10 protein-coding genes are annotated in these 13,497 nt (G+C 58.0%); 4 read left to right on the top strand and 6 right to left on the bottom strand.

What is annotated here, in order from left to right; translation table 11 throughout:
- The 3 genes from AAE514_RS17340 to AAE514_RS17350 all read left to right on the top strand — a co-directional run.
- The coding region (locus tag AAE514_RS17340; RefSeq protein WP_347332853.1) for a hypothetical protein at nucleotides 1-342 on the top strand (342 nt) is incomplete at its 5' end.
- The gene (locus AAE514_RS17345; RefSeq protein WP_347332826.1) at nucleotides 251-1,516 is read left to right on the top strand and encodes a glycosyltransferase; all 1,266 of its coding nucleotides are present in this window, start codon (nucleotides 251-253) and stop codon (nucleotides 1,514-1,516) included. The genes AAE514_RS17340 and AAE514_RS17345, both read left to right, overlap by 92 nt.
- Nucleotides 1,517-1,750: 234 nt before the next feature.
- A complete protein-coding gene (locus AAE514_RS17350) occupies nucleotides 1,751-2,404 on the top strand; it encodes a DUF8164 family protein (RefSeq protein ID WP_347332827.1) in 654 nt (217 codons plus the stop codon).
- A gap of 397 nt (nucleotides 2,405-2,801) precedes the next feature.
- Here AAE514_RS17350 and metH read toward each other — a convergent pair whose 3' ends face one another.
- Nucleotides 2,802-6,518, bottom strand: a complete 3,717-nt coding sequence (metH, locus tag AAE514_RS17355; protein ID WP_347332828.1) for a methionine synthase — start codon at nucleotides 6,516-6,518, stop codon at nucleotides 2,802-2,804.
- 507 nt (nucleotides 6,519-7,025) lie between these two features.
- On the opposite strand from metH, the gene nfuA reads away from it, so the two are divergent.
- Nucleotides 7,026-7,613: a Fe-S biogenesis protein NfuA gene (nfuA, locus tag AAE514_RS17360; protein ID WP_347332829.1), complete on the top strand. Its 588-nt coding sequence runs from the start codon at nucleotides 7,026-7,028 to the stop codon at nucleotides 7,611-7,613.
- A gap of 114 nt (nucleotides 7,614-7,727) precedes the next feature.
- Here nfuA and nuoN read toward each other — a convergent pair whose 3' ends face one another.
- The 5 genes from nuoN to nuoJ form a co-directional block, all read right to left on the bottom strand.
- Nucleotides 7,728-9,146 carry an NADH-quinone oxidoreductase subunit NuoN gene (nuoN, locus tag AAE514_RS17365; RefSeq protein WP_347332830.1) on the bottom strand — a complete coding sequence of 473 codons (1,419 nt, stop codon included), beginning with the start codon at nucleotides 9,144-9,146 and terminating at the stop codon, nucleotides 7,728-7,730.
- Entirely contained in the window at nucleotides 9,146-10,702 is a 1,557-nt protein-coding gene (gene nuoM / locus AAE514_RS17370) for an NADH-quinone oxidoreductase subunit M (protein WP_347332831.1), read from the bottom strand. Before nuoM ends, nuoN begins: the two co-directional genes overlap by 1 nt.
- A 91-nt stretch (nucleotides 10,703-10,793) precedes the next feature.
- Nucleotides 10,794-12,662 (bottom strand): NADH-quinone oxidoreductase subunit L, encoded by a 1,869-nt coding sequence (gene nuoL, locus AAE514_RS17375; protein WP_347332832.1) that lies wholly within the window; start codon nucleotides 12,660-12,662, stop codon nucleotides 10,794-10,796.
- A gap of 5 nt (nucleotides 12,663-12,667) precedes the next feature.
- On the bottom strand, nucleotides 12,668-12,976 hold the full coding sequence (gene nuoK / locus AAE514_RS17380; protein ID WP_347332833.1) for an NADH-quinone oxidoreductase subunit NuoK: 309 nt from the start codon (nucleotides 12,974-12,976) through the stop codon (nucleotides 12,668-12,670).
- The gene (gene nuoJ / locus AAE514_RS17385; protein ID WP_347332834.1) at nucleotides 12,973-13,497 is read right to left on the bottom strand and encodes an NADH-quinone oxidoreductase subunit J; all 525 of its coding nucleotides are present in this window, start codon (nucleotides 13,495-13,497) and stop codon (nucleotides 12,973-12,975) included. Before nuoJ ends, nuoK begins: the two co-directional genes overlap by 4 nt.

The following is a 13,497-nucleotide window of genomic DNA, read 5'->3' on the forward strand; positions in this document are numbered from 1 at the left end:
ATTTCAGAATTTCTCGGAAAAACCCTGTCAAGTGTTTTTTCAAAAATTGAGCTGAATAGTTACGAATTTGATTGGGTGACTATCACCTCTGAAGCGGTATGGTGTCATTTGCTCCATACCGTTTCTCTGGGCGTCAGTTCAAGAAGGGTGAAATCTTGCGTCAGTCGGGTGGTGCTCCACGCCCGTCTAACAACACTGTTAGGCCACCACGATGAACATACTCCTTCTAACCTACGGAACCCGGGGCGATGTGCAGCCGTATATTGCATTGGGGCAAGGTTTAAAGCGAGCGGGGCACTGCGTAACGGTGGCAACCAGCTGGCGATTCAGAGACGCCATTGAAGCAGTAGGGCTGCAATATGCGTTTATGAACGATGGCATGCTGGCGTTGCTTGAAACGCCTGAAGGACAGGGCATGCTGGAAGATACTAGCAACATATTTCAGGTAATAAGGCATACGCTGGGTCTGATAAAGCAAATTGGTCCTATCCAGCGGGCTTTAGTTGAGGAAAGCTGGACCGCTGCACAACAATCTCGGCCAACCATAATTGTCTTTCACCCAAAGGCATTTATAGCACCTGATATTGCTGAAAAGCTAGGCATACCCGTCGTAATGGCGTTGGTGGTGCCCGGGCTGGTGCCTACTGCTGAATACCCAAACATGATGCTGCCTCGTCTTAAGCTGGGCGGATGGTATAATAGATTTTCGTACAGCTTTGTTAATCAACTGATTGGGTGGTCGGTGGCGAAATACGTACGTGCATGGCGAAAAAAGAACGACTTGCCAAAAATTAAAGAATTTAACCTGTTATGTAACGCTGATGGCACGCCTATTCCGGTTTTGCACGGGTTCAGTGGGTTAGTACTCCCGCGACCAGCTGATTGGCCATCAACCGCTCGTATTTGTGGTTATTGGCATACCGATGATGCTCATAACTATATCCCTCCGCCAGAACTTGAAGCTTTCTTAGCCGCAGGCCCACCGCCTGTATATGTTGGCTTTGGTTCAATGAAAGCTCGTGACCCTGAGCGTTTGGCAAGTGTCATAGTTGAAGCACTGCAGAAAGCGGGGTTGCGAGGTATTCTGGCGACCGGGTGGGGCGGGCTGAAAGCTGAAATGTTGCCGGAGACTATTCTCAAAATAGATCAAGTGCCCCATGCGTGGCTATTCCCCTGCGTGAGTGCCGTGGTTCACCATGGTGGCGCCGGGACAACTGGCGCTGTATTACGCGCGGGTAAGCCCTCCGTTGTGGTACCATTTTTCGGGGACCAACCGTTTTGGGGGTATCAAGTCCATGCCTTAAGGGCCGCTGCCGTTCCCATCCCATTAAAAAAATTGACGGTTGAGAAACTTAAAGCAGCTATTAAGGAAGTGACCACCAGCGAGGTTATCATTGGCCAAGCTGAAAGGCTTGGAGCAAAGCTCCGCGAGGAGAATGGCGTAGAAAACGCAGTCGCTATGATTGAAAGTCTTGCAGCTAGACCTAACACTGCATTGCAGCGAACGAGCCTCTGAATGCCACGTTGGAGCATGAAATATATGGACACATACTTGCTGAGACATGCGGAAACCGACTCAAATCGAGCTGGCTTACTCGCTTCTGGGATGGTGGTGCTTCACGCCGTTTTTATATCGATACATTCTAAGCCAGAAGTGACGGGCCCAATAGAGCATAATATAATAGGTTCCAAATGTGAAATACTTAAAATTTTCGTCTAATAACGCTGTTAGAAATATTTTGGAGCAATGATGTCAAAGGAGAAGCCTAGAAGTGGAAAATTCGCAGAAAGGCATGGCTCATATGAGCAAGCTTTGCGTATAAAAAAATCAGTAATTTCTCCCGGAGATGCAGTTGAGGTAGAGCAATATTTTACTGGCTATGGAGAGATAAAAAGTGCTAAGGCTGTCTTCTATCCATCAGATGATGTGTTTGACAAAGAGCAATCGTATGTGCTTCATAGCATAAAAGAGAAAGAGCCAGATTTAATCGTCTTTGGTGGAATCAAGGATAGGTTTACCAGTACCGGAATTACTCTCGGTTTGGTGGGCCTCCAACAAGAGGGGTGGGATGAAAGCACACTATTTGTAGATACAGGTGATGGCCACCCACCGCAAGTCCTGACAGAAACGAAACAAGATGACGCTCCAGTTAAGTATTATTTAACAACGCCTAAAAATATTAGGCCAGGTATCTACTTCCTTGAGTTTTGTTTTACCTACTATAACGGAGATGGCTGGAAGTCGGGCACTAAATCAATTGAGTTTAAAGTTCAAAACTTCTTTGAGCGTAATGATACGGTAATTGGCTGGGTTGCTCTGGCTGCGACAGTATCCGCACTATTCAGATTTGCAGTAATTCCTATGGGTGGATGGCTGCTAGGAAAATTATGTCACCAGTTCTAACGCGCCAAATGCAACGCTCGTCCCTCGCGTGTTTTACGCGGGCGTTGGTGTGACAAGCGAAGCATGGATCACTCTTGCACGGTGAAAGCCCCTGTCGGGCATCGTTGCGCCCGAGCAAAAACCTATTTTTTATTGTGTGGCACTGAGGGCGTCCGGGCAGTGTACTGTTTGTAGACTCTCTGACGCCTACATGGATGTAGGTGTTAGGGTGATGGAAGCCCAAGCCGAGGCATGGACGCCGATGAGAAGCCTACAGGGGCTGCTCTATGGCATCCATGCCCTCGCGGCATTAGTGAATCCCTTCACGTCAAGTATTCACGGCGTGTCTGGTACCCGTACACCTGCTTCAGGACCGGAGGTGAGATAATCCTAGGAAAGCGGGTATGCCATGCGAAGGTTAATCAGTCCCGGGCTCATACCCCAAGATGGGGCTCAACCAACGTTCCATCTCGACCAGGCTCATATCCTTCCGCTTGGCCAAACTCTCCACCTGATCCTTCTGAATCTTGCCGACATTAAAATACTTCGACTTCGGATGCGCGAAATACCAACCTGAAACCGCAGCAGTTGGATACATTGCAAAACTGTCCGTCAACTCGAGGCCCGTATTCTTCTCCGCCTCCAGCACCCGGAAAAGCGTTGCCTTCTCCGTATGATCCGGGCAGGCCGGGTAACCGGGAGCAGGACGGATGCCCGTATACTTCTCGCGAATCAACTCCTCGTTCGACAGTTGTTCATCCGGTTCATAGCCCCAGAACTCCTTGCGAACCCGGCGATGCATATGCTCCGCAAATGCCTCCGCCAAACGGTCCGTCAGAGCCTTGACCATAATGCTGTTGTAATCATCCCCGGCGTTTTCATACTCCTTGGCCAGTTCCTCGGCACCAATGCCAGCGGTAACCGCGAAGCCGCCCACGTAGTCCTGCTTGCCACTGTCCTTCGGTGCCACAAAATCGGCCAGTGAATAGTTGGCGGGGTCGTTGCCCGGCTTCTGATTCTGCTGGCGAATATGATGTAGGGTTTCGAACACATTACCCTGCTCGTCATACAGCTCAATATCGTCATGCTGTGCGGTGTTCGCCGGCCAGAAGCCGATAACGCCCCGGGCTTTCACGCGCTTCTCATCAATCAGCTTGCGCAGCATCTTCTGGGCGTCATCAAATAGATTGCGGGCTGCTTCCCCCACAACATCATCGTCGAGAATCTTCGGGTACTTGCCCACAAGGTCCCAGGACATAAAGAACGGCGTCCAGTCAAACGTGTCCAGCAAGTCCTCCAGCGGGTAATCATCAAACACTTTCAACCCGGTGAAAGCGGGAACTGGTGGGGTGTATTCCTCCCAGCCCATCTTGGGCGCATTCTCAATCGCTTGCGGGTAGGTACGCAGGGTGCCGCGGGGTTTGCGGTTGGCGTTGCGTACGCGCACCTTCTCATACTCGGTTTGTAGGTCACCGACAAACTTCTCCCGGCTGGTATCCGAGAGCAAATGCCCGGCTACGCCCACGGCGCGGGAGGCATCCGCCACGTAGACCACCTGGTTCAGGTTAAAGGCGGGGTCGATCTTGACGGCGGTGTGCGCTTTCGAGGTCGTTGCGCCGCCAATCATCAGGGGCTTATCAATGCCCTGGCGCTGCATCTCCCGGGCGACGTTGACCATTTCATCCAGGGACGGGGTGATAAGACCCGAGAGGCCGATAATATCGCACTTTTCTTCTTGGGCGACTTTCAGAATTTTCTCCGTCGGGACCATTACGCCCAGGTCGACCACCTCATAGTTGTTGCACTGCAACACCACGCCTACGATATTTTTGCCGATATCGTGAACGTCGCCCTTCACCGTGGCCATCAGAATCTTGCCGTTGGGCTTGCTGGCTTCGGTTTTCTCCGCCTCAATGTAAGGCTGCAGGTAAGCCACGGATTGTTTCATCACCCGTGCGGATTTGACCACCTGGGGCAGGAACATTTTGCCGGCACCGAACAGGTCGCCCACCACGTTCATGCCGTCCATCAGCGGGCCTTCAATCACTTCGAGAGGCTTGTTGGCGTTCTGCCGCGCCTCTTCAGTGTCTTCGATAATGAAGGCGGTGATGCCTTTGACCAGCGAGTGCTCGATGCGCTTGTCTACCGGCCAGCTGCGCCATTCAAGGTCTTCTTTTGTCTCACCGGTGCTGCCGTCGCCTTTGTACTTCTCGGCGATATCCAGCAGTGCTTCAGTGCCGTTGTCGTTGCGGTTGAGCACCACGTCTTCGACTTTTTCTTTCAGCTCGGCGGGCAGGTCGTCGTAGACAGCCAGCTGGCTGGCGTTGACGATGCCCATGTTCAGCCCGGCGCGGATGGCGTGGTAGAGAAACACCGAGTGAATCGCTTCGCGTACCGGGTTATTACCCCGGAAGGAGAAGGACACGTTGGAAACCCCGCCGCTCACGCCGGCGTGAGGCAGGTTGTCCCGAATCCAGCGGGTGGCTTCGATAAAGTCCACCGCGTAGTTGTTGTGCTCTTCAATACCGGTGGCGATGGCGAAAATGTTGGGGTCAAAAATGATGTCCTGAGGCGGGAAGCCCACCTTGTCCACCAGTAGGCGGTAGGAGCGTTCGCAAATTTCTTTTTTGCGCGCGGCTGTGTCGGCCTGCCCGTCTTCGTCGAAGGCCATCACCACTACGGCGGCGCCGTAACGGCGGCACAGCCGGGCGCGCTCGATAAACTCCTCCTCGCCTTCCTTCATGCTGATGGAGTTAACGATGGGCTTGCCCTGAATGCACTTCAGGCCGGCTTCGATCACCGTCCACTTGGAAGAGTCCACCATAACCGGCACGCGCGCAATATCCGGCTCGCCAGCGATCAGGTTAAGGAAGCGGACCATGGCCTTCTCGGAATCGAGCATGGCCTCGTCCATATTAACGTCGACGATCTGGGCGCCGCCTTCCACTTGCTCCAGCGCGACTTCCAGCGCGGTGGTGTAATCCTCCTCAATAATCAGCCGCTTGAACCGGGCGGAACCGGTCACATTACAACGCTCACCCACGTTCACGAACAGGGAATCCTTGGTAATGTTGAACGGCTCCAGGCCGGACAGACGGCACGCCGGCTCAATCTCGGGCTTCTGGCGGGGCGCGTGCTTGGCGACGGCATCGGCAATGGCTTTGATATGCTCCGGCGCGGTGCCGCAGCAACCGCCGATAATGTTCACCAGGCCGCTGGCGGCGAACTCTTCGACCACCGCCACCATCTCCTCCGGAGACTGGTCGTACTCGCCAAACTCATTGGGGAGGCCGGCGTTGGGGTGGGCGGAAACCCAGCAATCGGCCACGCGCGACATTTCCTGCACGTAGGGGCGCAACTCTTCGGCCCCCAGGGCGCAGTTCAGGCCCATGGAGAAGGAGTTGGCGTGGGCCAGGGAGTTGTAAAAGGCTTCGGTGGTCTGCCCCGAAAGGGTCCGGCCGGAGGCGTCGGTAATGGTGCCGGAAATCATGAGCGGCAGCTCAACGTCGTTCTTCTCAAAGTATTCCTGCACGGCGAACACGGCCGCTTTGGCGTTGAGGGTGTCGAACACCGTTTCCACCAAAATCAGGTCGGAGCCGCCGCGTACCAGTCCATCCAGAGCCTCAAGGTAGTTTTCCACCAGTTCGTCAAAAGTAATGTTGCGCGCCCCGGGGTCATTCACGTCGGGGGAGATGGAGCAGGTACGACTGGTGGGCCCAAGCACCCCGGCCACGAAGCGCGGTTTGTCGGGGTTGTCGAGGGTGTAGTCGTCGGCGATTTCCCGCGCCACGCGGGCGGCGGCCCGGTTGAGTTCCGGCACCAGGTCTTCCATTTCGTAGTCCGCCATGGAGACGCGGGTGGAGTTGAAGGTGTTGGTTTCGATGATGTCGGCGCCGGCGTCCAGGTAGCCTTTGTAGATGTCTTTGAGCATTTCGGGCTGGGAGATGGCCAGCAGGTCGTTGTTGCCCGCGACGTCTCTGTGGTAGTCCGCAAAGCGCTTGCCGCGGTATTCCGCCTCGCTCAGTTTGAGGTTTTGGATCATGGTGCCCATGCCGCCGTCCAGGATCAGAATACGCTCGCGCACTAGGCGGTGGAGGGTGTCCAGGCGGGTTTGACGGTTTTGGTCGAGGGTCATGGGCTACCTATTCTGTGGGCGTTGACATCATTCGAAAGGGCGTGGATTTTAGCAGAAATGGCGGCAGACCGCAGGCTCTAGGTGGTTTGGGATCTCTTCTCGGCCAAGTTGGTTGTCGTGACGTCCGAGCCGGGGTTGGGCATACCGGTTGTAGACCCGCCGTAAACCCGTCCCTGGGGGCTTCTCATCGGCATCCATGCCTCAGAGAGTCTACAACCGGTATGCCCAACCCCGGCTCTCAGTGCCAAAAACGACCCAGGTGGTTACTGGCACTGAGGTCTGGGGTGGGGTATGGCCTTTCAAGACCGTGGAGCGGGGGACCCGCGATTCGAGCCCCCAGGGATGGGTTTACGGCGTGTCTTGAAAGGCCATACCCCACCCCAGACCGGACCCGAAGAAACCTCCAAATCCGCAACCCTTTGTCTCCAACGCCGATATCCCGTAAAATACCCGAGTAATTCAATCAGGTATACAGCTACCTCAGTACTGGAGTTCCAACCGCCGCTTATGGTTAACGTACAGATCACCGAATCCGCTCAGCAATACCTCAAAGAGCTTCTGGACAAGCAGAAAGACAGCGAGGGAGTGGGTATCCGCATGTTCGTCGCCAGCCCGGGCACACCCCAGGCTGAAACCTGCATCGCCTATTGCCGCCCCGGCGAAGAAAAAGAAGACGACGAAGTGGTCGAACTGACAAGCTTCAAAGCCTACTTTGAAGGGCGCAGCCTGCCCTACCTGGAAGACGCCACCGTCGACTACTCGCCAGACCGCATGGGCGGGCAGCTCACCATTCGGGCGCCTAACGCCAAAATGCCCACCATCACCGACGACAGCCCCCTGGAAGACAAGGTGAACTACATCCTCTACAACGAAGTGAACCCGGGGCTGGCTTCCCACGGTGGCAACGTCAGCCTCGTGGAGCTGACCGACGACAACTACGCCATCCTGCGGTTTGGCGGGGGCTGCCAGGGCTGTGGCGCGGTGGAAGTTACCCTGAAAAATGGGGTGGAAACCGCTCTGATGGACAAGCTTCCCGAGCTCAAGGGCATTAAAGACGTCACAGACCACACCGACCGCACCAACGCCTATATTTAAGGCCGGCCTAAACCCGCTTACTCCATAGAGCGGGAAACAGGCGCTGAACCAGTGGCCAAGGAAGGCCGGGATACGTACGACCCGCCCCCCCGGGACGTGAAACGCCAACGGTTGCTAGAAGTGCAATCCGGCCACCCAGTCGATCGCGGGGGCCGGGTAAACGCCGAGTAGTACCGTCAGCAACGCCAGCGCCAGTACGATGGCATCGCCCGCACGCCCGCCGCTACTGGCGTTATCCTTATGGGTGATTGCACCTTCCCGAAGATAGAGCGCGACCATTACCCGAAGGTAATAGTACAAGCCGATAGCACTGCCAGCGATGATTGCCACCACCAGCCACCAGCGGCCGACTTCCACGGCGAGCGCCAAAATGTAGAACTTACCGATAAAGCCGGCGGTAAACGGAATCCCGGCCAGGGACAGCAGCGCCACGGTAAGCGCGGCCGCCAGCCAGGGCCGGCGCCAAAACAGGCCACGGTAGTGTGCAAGGTCGGAGGCCTCTTCTTCCCCGTAGGGGCTGGATAGTCGGGTGACCACGCCGAAGGCGGCCAGCGTCGCCACCAGGTAGGTGATCAGGTAGACCCCGGAGGCTTCCACCGCAAAGCGGCTGCCGATCACCAGCGCCACCAGCAAGTAACCGAAATGGGCGATGGAAGAGTAGCCCAGCAACCGCTTGAGGTCAGGCTGGCGCAGCGCCAGCAGGTTCCCGACCACCATGGTCAGAATCGCCAAGCCCGCGAGTAGCACAGAGAATCTCCCGTCCCGAAAGGCCGGGACTTCCAGTACCAACCGCAGCAGCACCATAAACACCGCAAATTTGCTGACGGTGGCGAGCAGCATCGTTGCCGGTACTGGTCCGCCCTGGTAGACATCCGGCGTCCAAAGGTGAAAGGGCACCACCGAGAGCTTGAAGCCCAGCCCCACGAGCATCAGCCCCGCGCCAGCTAGCGCCCAGGGCCCGGCATCGGACACCAAGCCCGCGAAAGCCAATGCCCCGGTCTCGGCGTAGAGCAGCGCCATGCCGAACAGTAAAAAGGCGCTGCCAGCCGCGGAGAGGACCAGGTACTTAATGCCGGCTTCAAGCGAACGGCCGTCGCGGAAGCGATAGGCCAGCATGCCGTAGAGTGGCATCGACATCAGCTCCAGGCCGAAGAACAAACTCGCCAAGTGCCGACTTGCCACCAGAATCAGGGCGCCGGCGGCCGCACACAGTAAAAGCAGATAAAACTCCTCCCGCGGCCCCGCATAGCCGCGAAGGTAGGCGGGGCTGAGCAACGCCACCACCAGGGCGGACCCCAGAATCATGAGTGCCGAAAAAGTGGTGAAGCCATCGAATACCAGCAGCGGCGTTTCCAGCGTCCGGGGAGATTGCAGGGCCAGTTCCAGCGCCAGAGCACCGACCAGGCCGACCGCGGTCACCACGGCAGACACCCCATGCATCCGCCGCCAGGCAATGCCCAGCATGACGGCCACCGCCGCCGCGCACACCAGCGCGAAAGGTCCCAGAGCGAGCAGTGACAGTTGCTCCGGCATTACAAACCTCCCCGGTCAATGGTCATTTCGGATGTGCCGCCCCCTTGGGGCGCCTCTGCCACCGGCGCTTCGAACAGGCCCTGCACCCCGCTCATCACCGTGCTGGTGGTATCGAGCAGCGGCTGCGGGAAAAGGCCAAACAGCAGCACCAGGGCAAAAGTGCCCAGCAACATCGAATATTCCCGTGGGTCCAGCCCCGGCAGCGGCGCTGACTTTTGCGCGGGGCCGAAATAGACTTTCTGCATTAGCGTCAGGGCGTAAATCGCGGACAGGATCAGGCCACCGCTGGCCAGTACCACTATCCAAGGGGCCGTGGGGAAAGTGCCTAACAGCACCATAAATTCGCCCACAAAATTGGCGGTGCCGGGCATGCCCAAAGCGGCCGCCACGAAGCCCAGGGAAAAGCCCGGCAGGCTGCCCAGCCGCCCCCAGAGGCCTCCCATCTGACTCATATCGCGCGTGTGCAGGCGCTCGTACAGCTGGCCACCGAGCACGAACAGCCCGGCCGCCGACAGGCCGTGGGCGACCATTAGCACCAGTGCCCCCTGCAACGCCAATGTTGAACCGGAATAGATGCCAATCAGGACGAACCCCATGTGGGAAATACTGGTGTAGGCGATCAGCCGTTTGATGTTTGTTTGCCCGCACGCGAGCACGGCGCCATAAAAAATGCCCAGCACACCCAAGCCCATCGCCACCGGCGCGAACTGCGCCGAGGCTTCGGGGAACAGGGGCAGGGCAAAACGCAGCAGACCATAGGCGCCGGTTTTCAGCAGAATGCCGGCCAGGTCCACACTGCCGGCGGTGGGCGCTTGGGCGTGGGCATCCGGTAGCCAGCCGTGAAGCGGCACCACCGGCAGCTTGACCGCGAAGGCGATAAAGAACCCCAGCATAAGCACCAGGGCCAGTTCATTCGACAGCGTCGTGGCCAGCAGCGCCTCATAGCTGAACGTCAGCTCGCCGGTGTTGGCCTGGTGCGCGAATACCAACGCCAGAATCGCCGCCAGCATCAGCAGGCCGCCGGCCTGTGTGTAGATAAAAAATTTCACCGCCGCATAGGTGCTGGTCTTGCCCCCCGGCTCGCTGTGACCCCAGAGCGCGATCAGGAAATACATCGGCACCAGCATCATTTCCCAGAATACGAAAAACAGAAACAAATCCACGGCGAGAAAAACGCCGACCACACCGCCGAGCACAAACAACAAGTTCAGGTGAAAAAAGCCGATGCCTTCCTGCACTTCCTTCCAGGAACAGAGTACCGCCAGGATGCCGAGAAAACCGGTGAGTGCAATCAGCACCAGAGACAAACCGTCCAGCGCCAGATGAAACTCAATGCCGAAGCGTGGAATCCACGGCAGGCGCAGTTCCCACAGCCAAGCGGCGGCGCCCGGATCGGCGAGCTGGAAGTCCGCGCCGGCCCACAACGCCAGCGCGGTGATCAACACCGCCACCATGGTGGCCAGCGCGATCCAGCGTGGTGCCTCGCCAAAGCGCTCGCCCTGCCAGCACAGCAGGCCGCCGAGAAACGGAATCAGAATCAGGCCGGCGAGAATCATGAGTGAAGCGTCTCCCGTCTGTTCGCGTTGTGGTGTCTAGCAAAGTCTGTCGTCATGAATCCTTAGTCCTGAAATCAAGTCCGGGTCGATCTTATTCGTACCCCAGCATTACCAGTACCGCCAGTATCAGGGTCGCGCCCACCACCGTGGCGGCGGCATAGTGCCGCAGTTGCCCATTCTGGCTGCGGCTCAGGCCGGCGTGCAGTGCCAGCGCCAGTTGCCCCGCTAAACCACAGAAAGCGTCTAGCCAGTCGCGCCGCAGGCCGCACACCACGGTTAAAAATGGCCGTACCAGCACACGGTCATACAATCCGTCGAAGCCGAAGGCCCGGTGCCACCACCGCCAGAAAAAACCGCCCACGCCCCCGGCCACCAGCCGCGCCAGCTTCGGCCCCTGGGTTAAAAACAGCCAGGCGCCGACCAGGATTCCGGCTATGGCGGTGGCCGAGGCGATCAACTGCACCGCCGTGTGGCCGGAGTGCGCATCCGCCCCGGGGGCAGCGGGAAATATCGCGCTCAGGTCCGGCCGCAGCCAGGCACCGAGCAAGGTCGAGAGCACTGCAAGGACGACAAGTGGCACAGTGTGTTGCAGCCCACGGCCCGCTTTGGCCTTTTTCGCGGCCTCGCTGTTTGGCTTGCCATGAAAGATACCGACGATCAGGCGAAGGGTGTAAAGGCCGGTGAGTAGGCTGCCCAATAAACCCGCCACCAGCAGGCCTTGCTGCTCGGCGGCGAGGGCCTGCCAGAGAATCTCGTCCTTGGAATAGAAGCCGGCGGTGACCAGGGGCAGGGCGGCCAGTGCCGCGCCACCCACCACAAAGGAAAGGTAGGCCAGCGGCAACCGGCGGCGCAGCCCACCCAGGCGACGAATATCCTGCTCGTGGTGGCAGCAGACAATCACCGCGCCGGCGGCGAGAAACAACAGCGCTTTGAAAAACGCGTGAGTGACCAGATGAAAAATGCCAGCACTGTAGGCGCCCACGCCCAGGGCCAGAAACATATAGCCGATCTGGCTCATGGTGGAATACGCCAGTACCCGCTTGATATCGGTTTGCGCCAGGGCCGCGAAACCGGCCATCAACAGCGTCAGCGCGCCGATCACGCCGACGAGGTAGAGCACTGCCGGGGCCAGTTCGAAAATGCCGTGCAGGCGCGCAATCAAATAGACCCCGGCGGTGACCATGGTGGCGGCGTGAATCAGGGCGGAGACCGGTGTCGGCCCGGCCATGGCATCGGCAAGCCAGGTGTGCAGTGGCAGCTGCGCGGACTTGCCCAGCGCGCCGCCCAGAATTAACAGTGCCGTCAGTTGCGCGAGCGGTTCGCCAACGCTCCAGGCTTCATTGGCGCGTGTCAGCAGCTCGGCGATATTCAAGGTGCCGAACTGTGCGAATAACAGAAACAAGCCCACGGCAAGAAACACATCGCCAATGCGGGTGACGATAAACGCCTTCATGGCCGCACCGCCGTTGGAGTCGTTGTGATAGTAGTAGCCAATCAGCAAATAACTGCATAGGCCCACGCCTTCCCAGCCGAGAAACAGTAACAACAGGTTGTCGGCCAGCACCAGCAATACCATGCTGAACACAAACAGGTTCATGTAAGTGTAGAAGCGAGTCATCCCTTCCTCGCCGCGCATGTACCAGCCGGCGAACCAATGAATCAGAAAACCCACCCCGGTGATAACCGACAGCATGGTTAGCGACAGGGCGTCGAGGGTGAGTGAAACACCGGGGGTAAAATCCCCCACCGCAATCCAGGTATAAAGGTTCACCGTTTGCGGGCTCTGCTCGCCGAGAATAAAAGCGGCGCCGAGCGACGCGGTCACCAGCGCTGCCAAGGCGATACTGCCGGTACCCACCCAGACGACGCTGCGCTCGCCCAGGCGGCCGGCGCTGAACGCCAGCAGTAGGGTACCGGCCAGGGGCAGCAGGAAAGTCAACGGTAGCAGCGACTCAGTCATTTCCATCATCCACGCAGTTGGCTTACGACATCGACGTCAAGGCTCTTGAAGCGGCGATAAATTTGCAAAACCAGCGCCAATGCCACGCTGGCTTCAGCCGCCGCAAGGGTAATCACCATCAGGTACATCACCTGGCCGTCGGGTTCGGCCCAGGCGGTGCTGCCGACAATAAATGCCAACCCGGCGGCGTTGAGCATGATTTCCAGGCTCATCAGTACAAACATCAGGTTGCGTCGAAACATCAGGCCGGCAAGGCCGATGGCGAACAACGCCGCGGCCACCATCAGGCCATGCTCCATGGGAATACCGTTCACGATTCACCTCCCGGGGCCCGATCGGTCTCGGCTTCGCGCCCCAGGTGCGAAGCAGTGACCAGGGCGGCGAGTAGCAGCATCGCCGCCAGTTCCACCACAAGCAGCCAGGGGCCGAACAATAGGCCGCCCACTTCTTTCGCCTCAATTGTGCCACCACCACCAATGACTTGGGTGACGTCACCGCGCACGAGAGCGGCGAGCAGAACCAGCAATAAGACCGCGGCCATGACCGAAGGGCCCGCCCAGGTGCGGGGTTTGAGCCAGGCACGTTCCTGGGCGGAGGCGTCCCGCCCGAGGTTGAGCATCATCACCACAAACACAAACAGCACCATGATCGCGCCGGCGTAAACAATGACCTGCAGCGCCCCGGCGAAAGGCGCGCCCAGAGCGAAGAAGGTCAGCGCCACTGAAATCAGCGACACAATCAAATACAAAAGCGCGTGAACCGGGTTGGTACCGGTCACCACGCCCAGGCTTGCCAATAGCGCAACCAGAGCGCTTGCGTAGAAAGCCAATTCCAT

Source organism: Marinimicrobium locisalis (assembly GCF_039822625.1).
Classification (GTDB): domain Bacteria; phylum Pseudomonadota; class Gammaproteobacteria; order Pseudomonadales; family Cellvibrionaceae; genus Marinimicrobium; species Marinimicrobium locisalis.

What these genes read in the sequence shown, in the direction of transcription:
- AAE514_RS17350 (WP_347332827.1), top strand. Translation starts at nt 1,751, where the DNA reads ATGTCAAAGGAGAAGCCTAGAAGTGGAAAATTCGCAGAAAGGCATGGC.
- metH (WP_347332828.1), bottom strand. Translation starts at nt 6,518, where the DNA reads ATGACCCTCGACCAAAACCGTCAAACCCGCCTGGACACCCTCCACCGC.
- nfuA (WP_347332829.1), top strand. Translation starts at nt 7,026, where the DNA reads ATGGTTAACGTACAGATCACCGAATCCGCTCAGCAATACCTCAAAGAG.
- nuoN (WP_347332830.1), bottom strand. Translation starts at nt 9,146, where the DNA reads ATGCCGGAGCAACTGTCACTGCTCGCTCTGGGACCTTTCGCGCTGGTG.
- nuoM (WP_347332831.1), bottom strand. Translation starts at nt 10,702, where the DNA reads ATGATTCTCGCCGGCCTGATTCTGATTCCGTTTCTCGGCGGCCTGCTG.
- nuoL (WP_347332832.1), bottom strand. Translation starts at nt 12,662, where the DNA reads ATGACTGAGTCGCTGCTACCGTTGACTTTCCTGCTGCCCCTGGCCGGT.
- nuoJ (WP_347332834.1), bottom strand. Translation starts at nt 13,497, where the DNA reads ATGGAATTGGCTTTCTACGCAAGCGCTCTGGTTGCGCTATTGGCAAGC.